Here is a 16977-nt window from a genome sequence, read left to right on the forward strand (position 1 = left end):
ACACCGTTATTGGAGTTTATATTGGGGGACGGGGTGGAGCCAGCCTTTGGCGTTGCCGAATTTTATCATTTCATCTATGTAGCCAATTTCTTCGCAGAGGAGTTTTTTGAATTCTTTTCTGAGGCGGTCTTCCACGGTGCTTTGCTTTAAGGCTTGGGCGTGAAAAGCGGCGGCACCCTGGATGCCGGTAAGCAGGATGCGGAACATATAGTCGTCATCTAACAGTTCTGTACTGTCGGACATGGCAAAGTTTTTGGGCGGTTTGGGCAGGGGAATGCCAAGGCGTTCTAACTCTTTTTCCAGCATGGCCGCCTGTTTTTTTAAAGTTTTTTGCAACCCCACCTTTAAAAGGGCTTTAAATTCCGGATCTTTGGCAAAGGAGTGAAAGATTTCGGTCTGACTGATGTTGTCGTAGCGAAAGGTGAGATGATCCCAAAGGTGAAAAACACCGCCGGCGGCAATGGTTTCCTTTACTTCCGCGGGAGTTTGCGGGTAGAGAGGAGGGGTTTCCAGCCAGCCTTTCATTTTCAGGTAGCCCACAACTTTGTCCAGCCGGTCGATGGCTTTATTGACAAATTTTAAAAACAGGGCCCGCAGCCCATCATTGGTGGTGGTGGTGCGAATGGCTCTTAAGAGCTGTTCCACATTTTCCTGGGCAAAAATAAAGAATTCCTGCGCAATATATTCATCCATCATAATTTCGGTGTTGATGGCGGTGTTTACGGCTGCCCGGTTTTTATCGGGCCCGGGGATGCCGTGCTTTTTCAACTCTTTTTCTAATGTTTTGATGTCTTTTTTAATGTCAGTGAGAAAGGTTTTTATCACTGCTTTAAAATCTGCATCGTGGGCAAAGTTTTCCCAGGTCTGCATTAACTCCACCGCCAGGTAATTGGCTTTGGCCAGGTCCCAGAGATTATTGGCTTCCTGGACGTTAATCATTTGGGCTTTGTCTTCCGGTTTGGAAAAGAGCATTTAAACTGTGTGCCTCCTCATGATAGTAATGGTGATTATTATTTCCCTAAAGATGTAAAAAAATGTAATGCCAGCTTGATTCTAATGGGTGCCTGATTGGCTGTTTATAAAAAGGAAATAAAAAAAGAGCATTGAGCTCTTTTTAAGTTTAATCATGGTTCTTGTATTTATTATGGGGTGCCTTGCAGCAGTTCGGTGCCAATGTCGGGCAAAAACATTTGGTGGACAGGCATTAGAGCCTCCCGCCAGGCTGCCTTTTCTGCTTCGGAAAGATAGTGAACTTCAATTTCACCGCTGTTTATAATACGTTCCAGGTCCCGTTTGTTTTGTTCGGCGGCAATTTTGCGTTCCCACTGGGTAACTTCGGCCAGGGTTTCTTCCAGAATTTCGCGTATATCTTCAGGAAGTCCCTGCCAGAATGTCTGGTTGGTGAGGACAAGATAGCCCAGGTAGCCATGGTTGCTGACGGTCAGGTGTTCCTGGACCATGTAAAACCTTTTGGAATAGAGGTTGGAGGGAGGGTTTTCCGCCGCGTTTACTGTTCCCCGCTCCAGTGCGGCATAAACATCGGAGAAGGGCATGTCCCTGGTCTGTGCCCCCAGTTGGGCAAACTGGGCTTCCAGCACCCGGCTGGGCATGATACGAAAGCGTAGTCCGGCAAAGTCATCGGGGGTATATAATGGGCGGTTGGCCGTCATAACTTTGAAGCCGTTATCCCACATGGCCAGGGAAAGCATGCTGTCGGTCTGAAATTTATCCAGAAGCTTTTGTCCTCCTTCACTGTCGATGAAGCGATGTACCTGTTCAAAATCTTCAAACAGGAAAGGCAGGTCAAAAAGCAACAATTCCGGGAAAAATTCTGTCATTTTGGCGGTGGCGGGTGCGATCATTTGCACATTGTTGTTAATCAGAGCATCCACTTCTTCGCCATCCATATAAAGCTGAGAGTTGGGATAGACCTGTACTTCCACCAGGCCGTCGGTTCTTTCGTGGACAAGCTCGGCAAATCTTCTGGCCGCCAGACCTTTGGGTGTCAGCTCGGAAACCACATGCGAAAATTTAATGACGATACGCTCGTCTTCCCCCACCTGTTCCAGGTCCAAGGCCCGGTTCTGGCAGCCGGAAAGAAGCAGGGCAAGGGTCATTACGGTCAGTAGTAAAGCATATAGCAGTTTTGAGGTTGTTATGGTCTGCATTCTTTTCACCTGCTTGTGGTTATTAAACAACTCGGTACCGGTTAACAGGGCGTCCCACTGAGCCATATTGTGCTTCGATGGCCAATTTGCCCGTTTTCTCCAGGTAGTCCAGGTAGCGACGGGCCGTAACCCGGGCCAGGCCCACACCTTCAGCCACCTCTTCGGCAGAGAGCGGGTCTTTTCTTTTTAGCAAAAACAAGAGTACCTGACGCAGGGTAACTTCATTTAGCCCTTTGGGCAGGGTCTCCTGCATGCGTGTTTTGTTCATGGTTAAGTCATCGATTTCATCCTGGTCCAACGATGTTTTGCGGTGCAGTTTGCTGTGCAACAGCTTATAAGATTCCAGGGCGCTTTTTAACCGGGAGAATTTAAAGGGTTTGATGATGTAATCGGTGGCACCGTAGCGGAAAGCATTTTGGATGGTCTCCACATCCCGGGCTGCGGTAACCAGGATTACATCGGTGGGGATGTTGTCGGAGCGCAGTTCTTTTAGGGTTTGAATCCCGTCCAAATCAGGCAGGTAGATATCCAAAATCACCACGTCGGGTTGGATTTTTCGGATTACAGACAGTGCTTCATACCCGGTTTCGGCGGTGCCCACTATTTCAAAACCGCCGATTTCTTCAATGTACTGCCGGTTGACCTGCATTACCATGGGGTCGTCTTCCACAATTACCGTTCTAATTCCCTTCATAGGTGGACCTTCTTTCATTTGGAATCCGTATTTCAATATTTGTAAATTGGTCCTGCTCACTCTCTACCCGGATTTCGCCGCCCGCATTCATCACCTGCTGATAGACCAGGGACAGCCCCACGCCGCGGTTTTCCTTTGCTTTGGTGGAAAAGCCCGGCTTAAAGATTTCACTTAAATGTTCCGGCGCAATACCCACGCCCAGGTCTTTGACGCGAATCAGGAAGTGTTCCGGCAGGTTGCGCACCAGAATCTCGATCTTTCTTTTTTCCTGAGGCAGGCCGCTAACTGCATCCATGGCATTTTCCAACAGGTTGCCGATAATAATCACCGCGGTGCTGCTGTCTAAACCCGCCGGCAACTCATTTAGATGAGTCTGAGGGTCGATGGACATCTCGATGCGCAGTTCTTTTGCCCGGCTGTATTTACCAAAGATAAGTCCTGCCACACTGTAATCTTTAATATTTTTGGTTAAGAAAAGCGTCAACTCCTCCTGCTCGGCGGTTACCTCAAAAATGTAATCGATGGCTTCATCATACTGTTTCAGCTGAATCAGGCCGGCAATGGTGTGCAATTTGTTGGCATGCTCGTGGTTTTGCACGCGCAGAGCTTCGATGAACTTTTTAACGCCGGTCAATTCCTCTGCCAGCGTATGCAACTCTGATTTGTCTTTAAAGGTAGCCACCGCACCCACGATTTCACCGTTAACCACAATGGGGATGCGGGAGACCAGAATGGCCGTGCCGTTAATGGAGCGTTCCTGGTTGTATTCGGATGTTCCCGTCTCCACCGTGCGGCGCAGATGGGAGTCGGGAATGGCTTCCAGAACCGGTCTGCCGATGTATTCCCCGTCCAGGTGGAGAATTCGCCGTGCTTCTTCATTAATAACCGTGATATTCATTTCCCGGTCAATGGCGATGATTCCTTCCCCGATGGCATGAAAGACGGAGACACGTTCTTCCATCAGGCGGGCCATTTCCGCCGGCTCCATATTATGCATGGTGCGCTTGATATTGTCCGCCAGGTAGATGGAGCCTGCCAGGCCCACGATTAACGCAAACAAGAGGGAGAAGTAGAAGGTGGTGCGAATATCGCTGAGCAAACCGGTTACAGTGGGTGTCAGAATCCCCACCACCACAACGCCCACCTGCCGGGTTCCCTCATCTACCCTGATGGGGACAAAAGCCCGCACCGACGGCCCCATAATTCCTGCTGCCCGTGAGATATATTCATGGTCGGCAAAGGCCGGCCCTTCGTCGCCGCCTTCAAACTGTTGGCCGATTCGGTCCTGCAGGGGATGAGAGTAGCGGGTTCTGTCCATATCCAGGACCACGATGTATTCCACATTGGTGGCCAGGCGGATTCGCTCCGCCACCGGCTGAATATCAGCATCGCCGCCGGGGGTGCCAACATTATTTTGAATTTCTTCAATCTGAGCCACGGTGCGGGCCACAGCCATTGCCCGGGAACCGATCTCGTCTTCCAGTGTGGCGGAAAAGTTTTCAATTAAAATCATGCCGCCGATTAACACCGCCAGGGCAATCAGGCCAAAAGAGAGAAGCGTGATTTTCCAGCGCAGCGGCAATTGTCGGGGTAAGCCCATTTATCATCGCTCCTTCATAACTGCCTTAAATCTTTCGACAAATTATTTTAATTTCCTTTTATAATGTATTGCCTGTAAGATATTGCCCATGACCATTCGCAATTCTGTAATGACCAAAATGACCAATATCAACAATATGTCCAAATGGTTGCCACTCTGAATTTTCAAAATTATAATTAATTTAAGATTTAAAAAGTAGTTATCAGTACGACCGAATTATTCTCCTCCTCTTTAGCGACCAGGTGGGTCGCAATCAGAGCCAAGATGCGGATGTAACTTTTTTCTTCGGTAGGCAGCACCGAAGAAGGGAGTGGTTTGTTAAAAACCGCACTTGGCTCCTTTCTTTTTATTAGAATAATTCCAAAATATAAAACATGGTGTCGGGCCAGGCAATCTTCGTTCCCAGAGATTGCCTGTTTTCTTTTTAGAAGTGTCATAATCTCTGAAATGGCGGGATATGTATGGAATAACTTCATGTTTCACGCGGTTCGGGAAAAGGGGCACAAGCCGTTTAATTATTCTAAAAATTAAACTTATTTAAATTCTTTGATTAATTCAGCCTCGCAAAAAAGGGAATGGTTCCTCCATGTCGAATCAAAAGGGAATCGGGCGTTCCTAGAAAAACGCTTTTTGTGTTTCATAAATCATATTTAAATAGGAGGTGGGTGGGGTGCGCTATAGCTACTATCCAGGATGCACCCTGAAGACTAAGGCTAAAGTCTATGAGGATACCACTCTGGCGACTGCCAAGGCCTTGGGGCTAGAAGTGACCGAGATTGAAGAATGGCAGTGTTGCGGAGCTTTATACCCTCTGAACACTGATGAAATTTTCCCGTTCTTGGCCCCGGTCAGGTCTTTGGCTCAGACCAAAGAGGCGGCTCATGAAAAAATGATGACACTTTGTGCCGGCTGTTACAACGTCTTCAAACGCACAAATAAGGCGATTCGTGAAGACGGGGAACTGCGCCGCAAAGTAAACGCGTATCTGGAAGAAGAGTACATGGGTGATGTGGACGTGGTCCATTACCTGGAAGTACTGAAAAATGATTTAGGCTTTGCTGCGCTGGCAGAGAAAGTCAAGAAAAAGCTGGAAGGCAGAAAGATTGCGCCCTACTACGGCTGTTTGCTTTTAAAGCCCAGAGATGAAATGAACTTTGATGATGTGGAAAATCCCACAATTATTGAAGATTTCCTGGCGGCCATCGGTGCTGAAGCTGTGGACTATCCCTATAAGACCGAATGCTGTGGCTCTTATCTGTCCATGGCCAATGAGGATGTTGCCTCCACTGCGGTGGGCAGAATCTTAAAGTCCGCTTATAACAATAAGGCGGAAGCCTTTGTGGTGGCCTGCCCGCTCTGCAAGTATAACCTGGAAGAGTACCAGAACACATTGCAGGAAGCAACCAAAGATCCAAATGCGAAGCTACCTGTATACTACTTTACCGAGCTTCTGGCCGAAGCTCTGGAAGTTTAATTCACAGCAAAGATAAGGGAGGGAACGAAATGAAGGTCACCACAGACAAACTTAACAGCAACCTGGTCAAGGATGTGGAAGAAATCAGCGGCCAGAAGGTATCGGCCTGTTTCCAGTGCGGCAAATGCACCGGCGGCTGTCCTGTGGTCTGGGCCATGGATGTCTTCCCCCATCAGGTGCTCCGTTATGCACAAATGGGATTGGTGGACGAACTCCTGCACAGTAAGACGTTGTGGATCTGTGCTTCCTGCCAGACTTGCGACTCTCGCTGTCCACGGGGCGTGGATATTCCCAAAGTAATTGAAGCGCTGCGCTTAACAATTATCCGGGAAAAAGGCGGCAATTACCTCCATCCCAAAGACCTGCCTGCCAGGGTGCGGGAGAATGCGCCGCAACAAGGGTTGGTTAGTGCGTTTCGTAAGTACGCCAAGTAAGAAACTAAATTTGGGAGGGGATTAGCGTGAAGAGGATTGGCGTTTTTATCTGCTGGTGCGGCTCAAACATCGCCGCCACAGTAGATATTGATAAAACGGTCGCTGCGGCAAGAACCATGCCCGGTGTCGTGCATGCCGACCACAACAAATATACCTGTTCTGAAATGGGACAGGACATGATTAAAGATGCTATCAAGGAACACAAGCTTGACCGTGTGGTAATCGGTTCCTGCTCACCGCGGATGCATGAAAACACATTCCGCAAGACGGTGGAAGCTGCCGGGCTGAACCCGTTCTACATGGAAATCGCAAACATTCGGGAGCAGTGCTCCTGGGTTCATAAAGACAAAGAAACCTCAACGGATAAAGCCATTTCCCTGGTGCGTACCGCGGTGGCCAAAGCGGCCAGAAACGAAGCACTCCATGCCGATGAAATGCCTGTTGAGAAGCGGGCACTGGTAATCGGCGGCGGTATTGCCGGTATTCAGGCAGCCCTTGATATTGCCGAGAGTGGTTTTGAAGTGGACTTGGTGGAGCGTGAGCCCAGCATTGGCGGCCGTATGGCCCAGCTGGACAAAACATTCCCCACCCTGGACTGCTCGGCCTGTATTCTCACCCCGAAAATGGTGGATGCGGCCCAGCATGAAAAGATTAACCTGATCACTTATTCCGAAGTGGACAAAGTGGAAGGTTTTGTGGGTAACTTCGACGTAACAATCCGCAACAAGGCCCGCAGTGTGGATATGAACAAGTGCACAGGCTGCGGAGACTGCATGGCCAAGTGTCCGGCCAAGGTGGAGAGTGAGTTTGAAGAGGGCCTGGCCCAGCGTCGCGCCATCTATACACCCTTTGCCCAGGCGGTGCCCAATAAGCCGGCCCTGGACCGTGCCAACTGTCGTTGGTTTACTTCCGGCAAGTGTAAGGTGTGCCAGAAGATATGTCCCGCCGATGCCATTGATTACGATCAGGAAGATCAGTTAGTTACTAATAAGTACGGTGCCATTGTGGTGTCCACCGGCTTTGATACCCACAGTCTGGATAATTACGGCGAATACGCCTACGGTAAGCATCCTGATGTTATCACCAGTCTGGAAATGGAGCGCCTGTTTAATGCTTCCGGCCCCACCGGCGGCAAGATTTTACGGCCTTCAAATGGCGAGCCGCCCAAGAACGTGGCTTTCATTCAGTGTGTGGGTTCCCGTGACCGTGAAAAGGGTAATCCCTACTGTGCCAAGGTTTGCTGTATGTATACCGCCAAGCATGCCATTTTGCTCAGCGAAAAAGTGCCCGGCGCCAAAGCACATGTCTTCTACATCGATGTGCGCACACCGGGTAAGGATTATGAAGAGTTTTATAATCGTGCTTATGAAGAGTATGGTACCAGCTATATCAAGGGGAATGTTTCCAAAGTGTTCCCAGACGGCGACAAACTGATTGTCAGAAGTGTGGATGCACTAAGCGGTGCTTTGGTTGAGTTGGTTGTGGACATGGTGGTTCTGGCCACCTCCGTTGATGCCCGCTCCGATGCCAAAGAATTGGGCCAGAAACTCTCCATCACCACCAATGCCCATAACTTCTTTAATGAAGCGCACCCCAAACTGCGTCCTGTGGATACCCAGACCGCCGGCGTATTTTTGGCCGGTATGTGTCAGGGTCCCAAAGATATCCCGGAAACTGTAGCTCAGGCATCTGCCGCCGCAGTAAAAGTCGCTTCTCTGCTCAATAAGGATAACCTGATGAGTAACCCCACAGTGGCTGAGGTTAATCTCAAGTACTGCAACGGCGACATGTCATGTATGGCAGTTTGCCCCTATGGCGCCATATCAGAAAAAGTCATTGAAGAGCGCCGTGGCCGGGAAACGGTTAAGCGCAAGATAGCAGAAGTGAACACCGCCCTCTGTCAGGGTTGCGGTGCCTGTACTGTGGCCTGCCGCCCCGGTGCCATTAACTTAAAAGGCTTCACCAATGAACAGATCTTAGCGGAGGTGGATGCAATATGTCTGTAAACGAAAAGGAGCATACGCCCTTAATCGTGGCCTTCTGCTGTAACTGGTGCAGCTACGCCGGCGCCGATTTGGCCGGTACCAGCCGTATGAGTTACCCCACCAACGTCCGGATTGTCCGCGTACCCTGTTCCAGTCGTGTGAACCCCAGCTTCATTATCCGCGCCTTCCAGCGCGGAGCCGACGGTGTACTGGTGGCCGGTTGCCATCCCGGCGACTGCCATTACCACAGCGGCAACTTTTTCACACGCCGCCGCTTCACGGTACTGAAGCGGACGCTGGAGTTTTTGGGCATTGAGCCCGAGCGCTTCCAGGTGCGCTGGATTTCCGGTTCGGAAGGAGCGAAGTTCGCCACTGTGATGAATAATGTCACGGAGGAGATCAAAAATCTCGGTCCGAACAGAAAGTTGAGGGATGTCCGGTGAGTGAATATACAAAAAAAGTTCAGCAAATAGCAAAGGATGCCCTGGAGAAGCAGGAAGTAACCGCAGTTCTGGGCTGGCGCAAGAAAGATTTCTGGTGGCAGTCTCCGGTGGCTTTCATTGAGAGTCCCGACGATGTAGAACAGCTGGTCTGGGATCCGTTTAGCGTTTATAATCCGGTAAAGTTTTTGCTGGATTTAGAGGAAGACAACTGTCACGAAAAAGTCGGTATTTTCGTTAAGGGCTGTGATTCCCGCGGCATTAACCGTTTGCTGCAGGACCGCCGCCTGGAGCGCGACAGCGTAGTGGTTTTCGGCGTGCCCTGCAGCGGCAAAGCCGATGCCGACAAAGTCAGAAGCAACTTTCCGTCTAAGAAGATCAAGGAAGTAACCTTTGACGGCGAAGAGCTGGTAATAAATGTGGATGGTAAGGAAGAGCGTGTGCCGGCGGAAGAATATCTGCTGGATAAGTGCCTAACTTGTCGCCATCCCAACCCGGTGGTCCATGATAAACTGGCCTGGGAAGAAGTGCCCGTCCGCGAAGGGGTGGACGAAATCCGTTTCTCCCGGGTGGAGAATGTGGAAAAGCAGGAATTGGAAGACCGGTATGAATACTGGACACGCCAGTTTGACCGCTGCATCCGCTGCTTTGCCTGCCGCAACACCTGTCCGGCATGTAACTGCCGCACCTGTGTTTTCGACCAGGCGGAGCCCCGCTGGATTGGTAAAGCCAGTGATATGGCCGATACACTGAACTATCATATAATCCGCGCGTTCCATGTGGCGGGCCGCTGCTATGAGTGCGGAGAATGTGAACGGATTTGCCCTGCCGGCATTCCGCTGCAGGAGCTAAACCGTAAGCTGATTAAAGATCTGGATGAATTCTTTGGTGAATACGAAGCAGGCCTGGATCCGGAAGACAACCCGCCGCTGGGCACTTACCGCGGTGAAGATCCGGCCGGTTTTGATGAAAGTTAAGGGGGTGCGGCTATAATGAAAAAGATTGCTAAAGCAAAACTGCCTGAATTGTGGCAGGCTCTCTCCGCCGAGGCGAAGCTGTACGTCCCCGCAGAAACTGATGGAGTCGTAAACTTTGCTTCCTGGCAGGAAGGTATGGAAGTAAATCTTGACGAGTTAAATGTATTTGTTCCCCCCAAGAAGTTCTTCTTTCCGCAGACCGAGACGGTTTTGAAGTACGAGTTCGGTGATGACCTGCAGATTGAAGATTTCGCCTGCAAGGCGGGGGAAAATACCATTCTCTTTGGTGTGCGTCCCTGTGATGTTTCCAGTTTTGCCATGATGGATAAGGTCTATCTGGGGGATCCGGTGGATGAAGCTTACCGCCGCCGTCGGGAAATGACCACCGTGGTGGCGCTGGGATGCGGCGAGCCTGATGAGACTTGTTTCTGCCAGTCCTTTGACATTGAGCCCGGCAAAGCTCCCGGCGCCGATGTTTTAGGCGTTGACGTGGGAGATGAGTTGGTTTTGGTGGCCCAGTCTGAAAAAGGCGAAGCCCTGCTGACCAATTTAAACGGTCTGCTCACCGAAGCCACTTCCGGCGACGAGAACAAGCTCAAAGATGCCCAGGAGAAGGCTAAAGAAGAATATGTCACCCAAGTCACAGTGGATGGTGTGATGGAGAAGCTGGACAATATGTTCGAAGACGGTTACTGGGATAAGCTTTATAGGCGCTGCATTGCCTGCGGTACCTGTACCTTTGTCTGTCCCACCTGTCACTGCTTCGACGTACAGGAATACCCCACCGGCAACCGCGGTGAGCGGATTCGCTGCTGGGATGCTTGTATGTTCTCCGATTTCACCATGATGGGCCACGGGCATAACCCCCGTCCCACCCAGAAGGAACGGGTAAGACAGCGTTTTATGCATAAGCTGAACTACTTCCCCCATCAGCACGGTGATTACGCCTGTGTGGGCTGTGGCCGTTGCGTCCGCAAATGTCCGGTGAACCTGGATATTCTGGAAGTTATCAATGCGGTAGGAGGTGCGGAAGATGGGATGTAACAGTAATCCGTTGTTGCCCAAGATTGGCATTGTCAAGGACATCCGCCGTGAAACCTCGGATGTAAAAACGTTTACGGTGGTTACCGAGGACGGCAGCGACTTTTTTGACTACGAGCCCGGCCAGTGCGCCATGGTTTCCGTATTTCCCGTAGGTGAAGCGCTGTTTTCCATTACGTCTTCGCCGACCCGCAAAGGGTTTTTGGAATTCAGCGTTAAAGAGCTGGGGACTGTGACCAAAGCATTGCATCAAATCGAGCCCGGTACCAAAATCGGCATCCGCGGACCGTACGGCAAGGGTTTCCCCAGAGACTTCATGAAGGGCAAAGACATTCTCTTTATTGCCGGCGGGATTGCCCTGGCGCCGCTGCGTTCTCTCATTAATTACTGTATGGATAACCGGGACGATTTCGGCAAGATCGATATCATCTATGGCTCCCGGTCTTCAGATGACTTAATCCAGAAAGTTGAAATCTTTGAAAACTGGCCCAAGGTGCGGGATACCGACGTTCATCTCACGGTGGACGTGGCCTCCGACGACTGGGACGGCAACGTAGGCTTTGTGCCCGCCTTTCTGGAAGAATTAAATCCGGACCCGGCAGGCAAGGTTACCGTTACCTGCGGACCGCCCATCATGATTAAGTTCGTTTTGCAGAGCCTGGAAAAGATGGGCTACCAGCCGGAGAACATTATTACCACACTGGAAATGAAGATGAAGTGCGGCGTTGGTAAATGCGGCCGCTGCAACATCGGGGATAAATACGTCTGCAAGGAAGGCCCGGTATTTTCTCTGGAGCAGCTGCAGCAGATGCCTCCCGAATTCTAAAATATTCATTGTACCAAAAGAAGATGGGGATCAGCTCCCCATCTTCAATTTTTTTTAAAAGTGTGCTATAATGAAACAGTTCGAAATTTTATGACAAATTATATAGGCTAGGAGACTTTTTATGGAGTGTAAAGTACAGCAGCCTGTTCAGCAATTTCAGGATCAGGCAGAGTACCAGGCGCTGATGGAGGGCCTGGAGCGCAGTAAATTTCATAAAGCACTTATTTTGCCTTTAATTGAAAGAAACACCGAAAAAATTGTGGAAATCGGCTGCGGTAATGGCGTGGTCTTGGACCTTTTGGCCCATAATTTCCGTAAGAGCCAAATCACCGGCATCGACTTAGACCCGGTAATGTGCGATGCGGCCCGGAAAAGATGTCTGGATAATGTGGACGTGCTCCTGACCGGCGCCACCCATCTGCCTTTGGCCGACGAGTCGGTGGATGTGGTAATCTATTGCAGCACCATTCACGAAATATACTCCCATGGCGGACCGCATGAAGTGGATAACAGCCTGTCCGAGGCGGTGCGGGTGTTAAAACCGGGTGGGAGCATTATTATCCGGGATACGGTAAAGCCGGCCCCGGAAAAAGTGCGGGTTAACTTTAAAAAAGACTGGACCCGGAAGCGTTTTCGCACCTTTATAAAAGACTATAAAGTTATGCCGGCCCGCTACAGACAGTTGTCCGACGGCGCGGTGCAGGTGGAACTGGACTATTTTTTTGAATATCTGACCAAATACTTTTATGAAGTGGGCTGGCACAAAGAAATGGATGAAATCTACGGCTACTTCACCAAGGAAGAGTTCAGGGATAAGCTGGCACAGCACGGTTTGAAGGTGGCCAAAATGCATAGCTACCTGCTGCCGTTTTTTGAAGAAAAATGGTCCAAAGACTTCTCCATGGATGCGCCTTTCCCGGAAAGCACCGTAATCATCAAAGCTGTGAAGGGTCAATAAACATGCAGGCCGTATTTTTAACCGACTTCGACGGTACCGTCTCTCAGGATGTTTTGTTGACCATTTTTAAGAGGTTTGCCGCACCCCAATGGGAAGAGGCCATGGAAAGTTACAAAAACGGCCAAATAGGTTCCCGTAAGCTTTATGAAACTGTCATTCCCACCATTCGGGTAACACAACAGGAATGGCACAGGTTTCTCTACTATCATTGTTTTGTGGACCCTGGTTTTGCCAAACTAAGAGACCTATGCCGCCAGACCGCCACACCACTGGCCATTGTCAGTGACGGTTTGGACTTATATATCCGCCGGATGCTTAAAAATGCCGACATGGAAGATGTGCCTGTATATTCCAACAGAGCAGCCTTTGACGGTGACCGGATAAACATTGCTTTTCCGCCGCTGCCGGAAGAATGCCCCTGCGGAGCCTGTGCCAACTGCAAGCGCGCCGTTTGCTGGCAGTACAGGCAGGACTATCCCACGCGCACTTTGATTTATGCCGGCGACGGCTTGTCTGATATCAAGGTCCTTGAAGACGTGGATACCATTTATGCCAAAGGCACCTTGGCAGAGTATTGCCAGGAGCAGGGGATTGCCTACACACGGTTTGAGAACTTTAACGACATTGTGTCCGACATGGAACGTATTCTGACTTAAACTATGACTGCAAGCAGAATACCCCTTTAGGCAGAAAGCTTGTGCCTAAAGGGGTATTATTGGTATTGCTAACAATCGCCGCTGTCTGTCGGATCCAGTAAACCCTTAACCCGGCAAACAATATAAGCTGCCGGAACCGAAAGCAGGGCCAGTGGCGAAAAATTCCTGAGGATTGTCATGTAGAGTTGGTTGTCACCACCACCGCTTACAGTTGATGCGTATACCAGTGAGAAGAGAAGCAGGCCAGCCAGGTAAGCACCGGTATAGCTTACTATACGGTCCCAGACGGGCTCACTGATAAAGCGCAAGGCTCTCACCTCCGTTTGTTATTATTTTCTTTTATTTTATCATGTTACGCCGGGAACTTGTAGTGAATTGATAAAAAATTCACGTTTGTTCGATAATTTAGAAGCAAAAAGGAGCCCGCTGATAAACGGGGCTCCTTTTTAAGAAGTATTAAGCTGAAACAGAGTGGCCGTTATTTTTTCTGCCGGCCAGATAATCCTGCAGTGCAGTGTGGTTTACTTTGCCGCCTTCCAGCAAGGTCTCCATCACGTGCAGTACCGCTTTGGTGGTGTCCAGGGAAGTGAGGCAGGGGATGTTTAGCTCCACCGCCGCCCGCCGGATACGGAATCCGTCACGCTTGGGCGCTTTCCCTTTAGTCAGGGTATTGACCACCACATCAATGCTGCCGCCGCGGATCATATCCACCACATGGGGCGAACCTTCCGCGATTTTGTTTACCCGCCCTACTTCGCAGCCCGCTTCTAAGAGGGCCTTGGCTGTTCCATGGGTGGCATAAAGCTTAAAGCCCAGTTTGGCAAACTGTAACAGTAGCGGTATGGCGTCCGCTTTATCCTTGTCCGCCACAGTGGCCAGGATGTTACCGGAGGACGGGATGTAGAGGTTGGCCGCCAGAAGCGCTTTATACAGGGCCCGCGGCAAATCCACATCTATCCCCATTACCTCACCGGTGGATTTCATTTCCGGTCCCAGGGAAGTTTCCAGATCCGCCAGTTTGGCAAAGGAGAATACCGGGGCCTTTACCGCCACAAAAGGCATATCCGGGCAGATACCGCCATTGTAGCCCAGGTCCTTTAGTTTTTCTCCCAGGGCGCAGCGGGTGGCCAACTGCACCATGGGGATATCCGTTACCTTGGAGAGGAAGGGGACGGTGCGGGAGGAGCGGGGGTTTACTTCGATGACGTAGAGGTTATCCTCAAACAGCACATACTGAATGTTTATAATCCCTTTGACCTTCAGCCCCCGGGCCAGCCTGGTGGTATAATCCACAATCAGTTCTTTGTGTTTGTCGGCGATGGACTGGGCAGGATACATGGCAATGCTGTCTCCGGAATGAACGCCGGCCCGCTCAATATGCTCCATGATGCCTGGGATCAGTACCGTCTCTCCGTCGGAGATGGCGTCCACCTCCAGTTCGGTACCCAGCAGGTATTTGTCCACCAGTACCGGGTGGCGTGGCGAAACCCGCACCGCATTGTGCATATATTCCAGGAGCTCATCGTCGGAATAGACTATTTCCATGGCGCGGCCACCCAGCACATAGGAGGGGCGGACCACCACCGGGTAACCAATGGCCTGAGCGGCGGGCACCGCCTCGGCGGCAGAAGTGACCGTCTGTCCCGGCGGCCGGGCAATATCCAGCTCCGTTAAGAGTAAGTCAAACTTATCCCGGTCCTCGGCCCGGTCAATGTTTTCCACCGAGGTCCCGATGATGGGAATGCCGGCATTGGCCAGAGGCTCGGCCAGATTAATGGCGGTTTGTCCCCCAAACTGCACAATCACACCGTCGGGCTGCTCTTTGTCCAGAATGTTTAAAACGTCTTCGGGCTGCAGAGGTTCAAAGTAGAGCCGGTCTGCGGTATCAAAGTCGGTGGAAACCGTCTCCGGGTTATTGTTTACGATGATGGTCTCATAGCCGGCATCCTGCAGGGCCCACACCGAGTGGACGGAGCAATAATCAAATTCAATGCCCTGGCCGATGCGGATGGGGCCGGAGCCCAGCACCATGATTTTACGCTTCTCTGTTACTTCTGCTTCATCTTCTGTGCCGTAGGTGGAGTAAAAGTAGGGTGTGCCGGCCTCAAACTCTGCGGCACAGGTGTCCACCATTTTATAAACAGGCCCCACCTCCCGGGCTTTGCGGGCGCTGCGCACTTCTTCTTCCGTTGTGCCTAACAGCTCGGCTATGGTTTCATCGGCAAAACCCATTTCCTTGGCGGCAACCCACAAATCCTTATCAAAGGCTTTGGCGCCCTGGCCGGCAAAGGAGGCAATCTTCTTTTCCATATCGATGATATTTTTGATTTTTTGGCTGAAGAAGGGGTCAATGCGGGAAATATTATAGACTTCCTCCACAGTGATGCCGCGCCGGAAAGCTTCAGCCAGGATGAAGAGCCGTTCATCATTGGGGCGCACAATCAGCTCTTTTAATTCTTCCATGCTGAGCCCGGCTGCAGTGTCCAGCTTGAGGCTGTGCACGCCGATTTCCAGGGAGCGTACCGCTTTAAGTATGGCGGCTTCCAGGTTACGGTCAATGGCCATAACTTCGCCGGTGGCTTTCATCTGGGTGCCCAGAGTGCGCTGCGCCAGGGCAAACTTGTCAAAGGGCCAGCGGGGCACTTTGATGACCACATAATCAATGGTGGGTTCAAAACAGGCGGTGGTTTTCTGAGTCACCGCATTTTCAATTTCATCCAGGGTCATGCCGATGGCAATTTTGGTGGCCACTTTGGCAATGGGGTAGCCGGTGGCTTTGGACGCCAGGGCAGAAGAGCGGGAGACCCGTGGGTTTACTTCGATGACAATGTAGTTAAAGCTGTCTGTATCCAGGGCAAACTGAATGTTACAGCCGCCTTCAATACCCAAAGCCCGGATAATTTTGAGGGATGCGTTTCTAAGCATCTGAAACTCTTTATCTGTTAAAGTCTGGGCCGGGGCCACCACTATGGAATCCCCGGTATGGACGCCAACCGGGTCAATGTTTTCCATACTGCAGATGGTAATACAGTTATCATTGCTGTCCCGCATTACTTCAAACTCCACTTCTTTCCAACCGGCCACGCTTTGCTCCACCAAAATCTGATTGATGGGGCTGGCTTTTAGGCCCCGCTGCGCAGTGGAGCGCAGTTCTTCCTCGTCTGCGGCAAAACCGCCGCCGGTGCCTCCCATGGTGTAGGCGGGCCGCACCACCACCGGATAACCGGCTTCAGCAGCAAAAGAAACGGCATCGTCTATGCTGGAAACAATGGTGGAGGCAGGGATGGGTTCATTTAGCATTTCCATGGTTTGCTTGAAGTGGTCACGGTCTTCGGCGCGGATAATGGCATCCAGCGGGGTGCCCAGCATACGCACGCCATAGCGCTCCAAAATCCCCTGCTCCGCCAGATCCTTGCCGGCGTTTAAGCCCACCTGTCCGCCCAGGGTGGGCAGCAGTCCGTCGGGCCGTTCTTTGGCGATGATTTCGGTGAGGGTGTCAATCTGTAAAGGTTCTATATAAACACGGTCGGCAATATTGGTATCGGTCATGATTGTGGCCGGGTTGCTGTTAACCAAGACAACTTCCAATCCTTCGTCTTTTAGGGCCCGGCAAGCCTGGGTGCCGGCGTAGTCAAACTCAGCTGCCTGTCCGATGATGATGGGGCCGGAGCCGATTACCATTACCTTTTTAATATCTTTATATCTGGGCATCTTTTCGCCTCCT

15 protein-coding genes are annotated in these 16977 nt (G+C 50.9%); 9 read left to right on the forward strand and 6 right to left on the reverse strand.

Translation table 11 applies throughout. The annotated features are described in order from the left end of the window. Positions 1-6: 6 nt before the first annotated feature. The 4 genes from DEALDRAFT_RS11360 to DEALDRAFT_RS11375 all read right to left on the reverse strand — a co-directional run bounded on the left by DEALDRAFT_RS11360 (position 7) and on the right by DEALDRAFT_RS11375 (position 4462). Positions 7-972, reverse strand: a complete 966-nt coding sequence (locus DEALDRAFT_RS11360; protein ID WP_008517564.1) for a DUF3231 family protein — start codon at positions 970-972, stop codon at positions 7-9. A gap of 170 nt (positions 973-1142) precedes the next feature. Beyond that, positions 1143-2168 carry a DctP family TRAP transporter solute-binding subunit gene (locus DEALDRAFT_RS11365; protein ID WP_008517566.1) on the reverse strand — a complete coding sequence of 342 codons (1026 nt, stop codon included), beginning with the start codon at positions 2166-2168 and terminating at the stop codon, positions 1143-1145. A 22-nt stretch (positions 2169-2190) separates the two neighbouring features. Beyond that, complete coding sequence (locus tag DEALDRAFT_RS11370; RefSeq protein ID WP_008517567.1) at positions 2191-2862, reverse strand: response regulator; 672 nt, start codon at positions 2860-2862, stop codon at positions 2191-2193. After that, entirely contained in the window at positions 2849-4462 is a 1614-nt protein-coding gene (locus tag DEALDRAFT_RS11375; RefSeq protein ID WP_008517569.1) for an ATP-binding protein, read from the reverse strand. Before DEALDRAFT_RS11375 ends, DEALDRAFT_RS11370 begins: the two co-directional genes overlap by 14 nt. A gap of 670 nt (positions 4463-5132) precedes the next feature. On the opposite strand from DEALDRAFT_RS11375, the gene DEALDRAFT_RS11380 reads away from it, so the two are divergent. The 9 genes from DEALDRAFT_RS11380 (at position 5133) to DEALDRAFT_RS11420 (ending at position 13253) form a co-directional block, all read left to right on the forward strand. Beyond that, the gene (locus tag DEALDRAFT_RS11380) at positions 5133-5936 is read left to right on the forward strand and encodes a CoB--CoM heterodisulfide reductase iron-sulfur subunit B family protein (protein WP_008517570.1); all 804 of its coding nucleotides are present in this window, start codon (positions 5133-5135) and stop codon (positions 5934-5936) included. Positions 5937-5965: 29 nt separating this feature from the next. Continuing rightward, the gene (locus DEALDRAFT_RS11385; RefSeq protein ID WP_008517572.1) at positions 5966-6370 is read left to right on the forward strand and encodes a 4Fe-4S dicluster domain-containing protein; all 405 of its coding nucleotides are present in this window, start codon (positions 5966-5968) and stop codon (positions 6368-6370) included. Between the two features lie 26 nt (positions 6371-6396). Further along, positions 6397-8376: a CoB--CoM heterodisulfide reductase iron-sulfur subunit A family protein gene (locus DEALDRAFT_RS11390; protein WP_008517574.1), complete on the forward strand. Its 1980-nt coding sequence runs from the start codon at positions 6397-6399 to the stop codon at positions 8374-8376. Beyond that, positions 8367-8798, forward strand: coding sequence for a hydrogenase iron-sulfur subunit (locus DEALDRAFT_RS11395; RefSeq protein ID WP_008517576.1), 432 nt, complete (start codon positions 8367-8369; stop codon positions 8796-8798). The genes DEALDRAFT_RS11390 and DEALDRAFT_RS11395 overlap by 10 nt, the downstream gene beginning before the upstream one ends. Beyond that, the gene (locus tag DEALDRAFT_RS11400) at positions 8795-9772 is read left to right on the forward strand and encodes a 4Fe-4S dicluster domain-containing protein (RefSeq protein ID WP_008517578.1); all 978 of its coding nucleotides are present in this window, start codon (positions 8795-8797) and stop codon (positions 9770-9772) included. Before DEALDRAFT_RS11395 ends, DEALDRAFT_RS11400 begins: the two co-directional genes overlap by 4 nt. Before the next feature lie 15 nt (positions 9773-9787). Continuing rightward, entirely contained in the window at positions 9788-10816 is a 1029-nt protein-coding gene (locus DEALDRAFT_RS11405; protein ID WP_008517580.1) for a 4Fe-4S dicluster domain-containing protein, read from the forward strand. Then, positions 10806-11639, forward strand: coding sequence for an FAD/NAD(P)-binding protein (locus tag DEALDRAFT_RS11410; protein WP_008517581.1), 834 nt, complete (start codon positions 10806-10808; stop codon positions 11637-11639). Before DEALDRAFT_RS11405 ends, DEALDRAFT_RS11410 begins: the two co-directional genes overlap by 11 nt. Positions 11640-11760: 121 nt before the next feature. Beyond that, on the forward strand, positions 11761-12597 hold the full coding sequence (locus DEALDRAFT_RS11415) for a class I SAM-dependent methyltransferase (RefSeq protein WP_008517582.1): 837 nt from the start codon (positions 11761-11763) through the stop codon (positions 12595-12597). Between the two features lie 2 nt (positions 12598-12599). After that, complete coding sequence (locus DEALDRAFT_RS11420; RefSeq protein WP_008517584.1) at positions 12600-13253, forward strand: HAD-IB family phosphatase; 654 nt, start codon at positions 12600-12602, stop codon at positions 13251-13253. Positions 13254-13321: 68 nt separating this feature from the next. Here the strand turns inward: DEALDRAFT_RS11420 and DEALDRAFT_RS11425 are convergent, their stop codons facing one another. Together DEALDRAFT_RS11425 and carB are read right to left on the reverse strand one after the other, a co-directional pair. Beyond that, positions 13322-13561 (reverse strand): hypothetical protein, encoded by a 240-nt coding sequence (locus DEALDRAFT_RS11425; protein WP_008517587.1) that lies wholly within the window; start codon positions 13559-13561, stop codon positions 13322-13324. 148 nt (positions 13562-13709) lie between these two features. Beyond that, entirely contained in the window at positions 13710-16964 is a 3255-nt protein-coding gene (carB, locus tag DEALDRAFT_RS11430) for a carbamoyl-phosphate synthase large subunit (RefSeq protein WP_008517588.1), read from the reverse strand. Between the last annotated feature and the right edge of the window lie 13 nt (positions 16965-16977).

Origin of the sequence: Dethiobacter alkaliphilus AHT 1, from assembly GCF_000174415.1 — a bacterium.
GTDB classification, from domain to species: domain Bacteria; phylum Bacillota; class Dethiobacteria; order Dethiobacterales; family Dethiobacteraceae; genus Dethiobacter; species Dethiobacter alkaliphilus.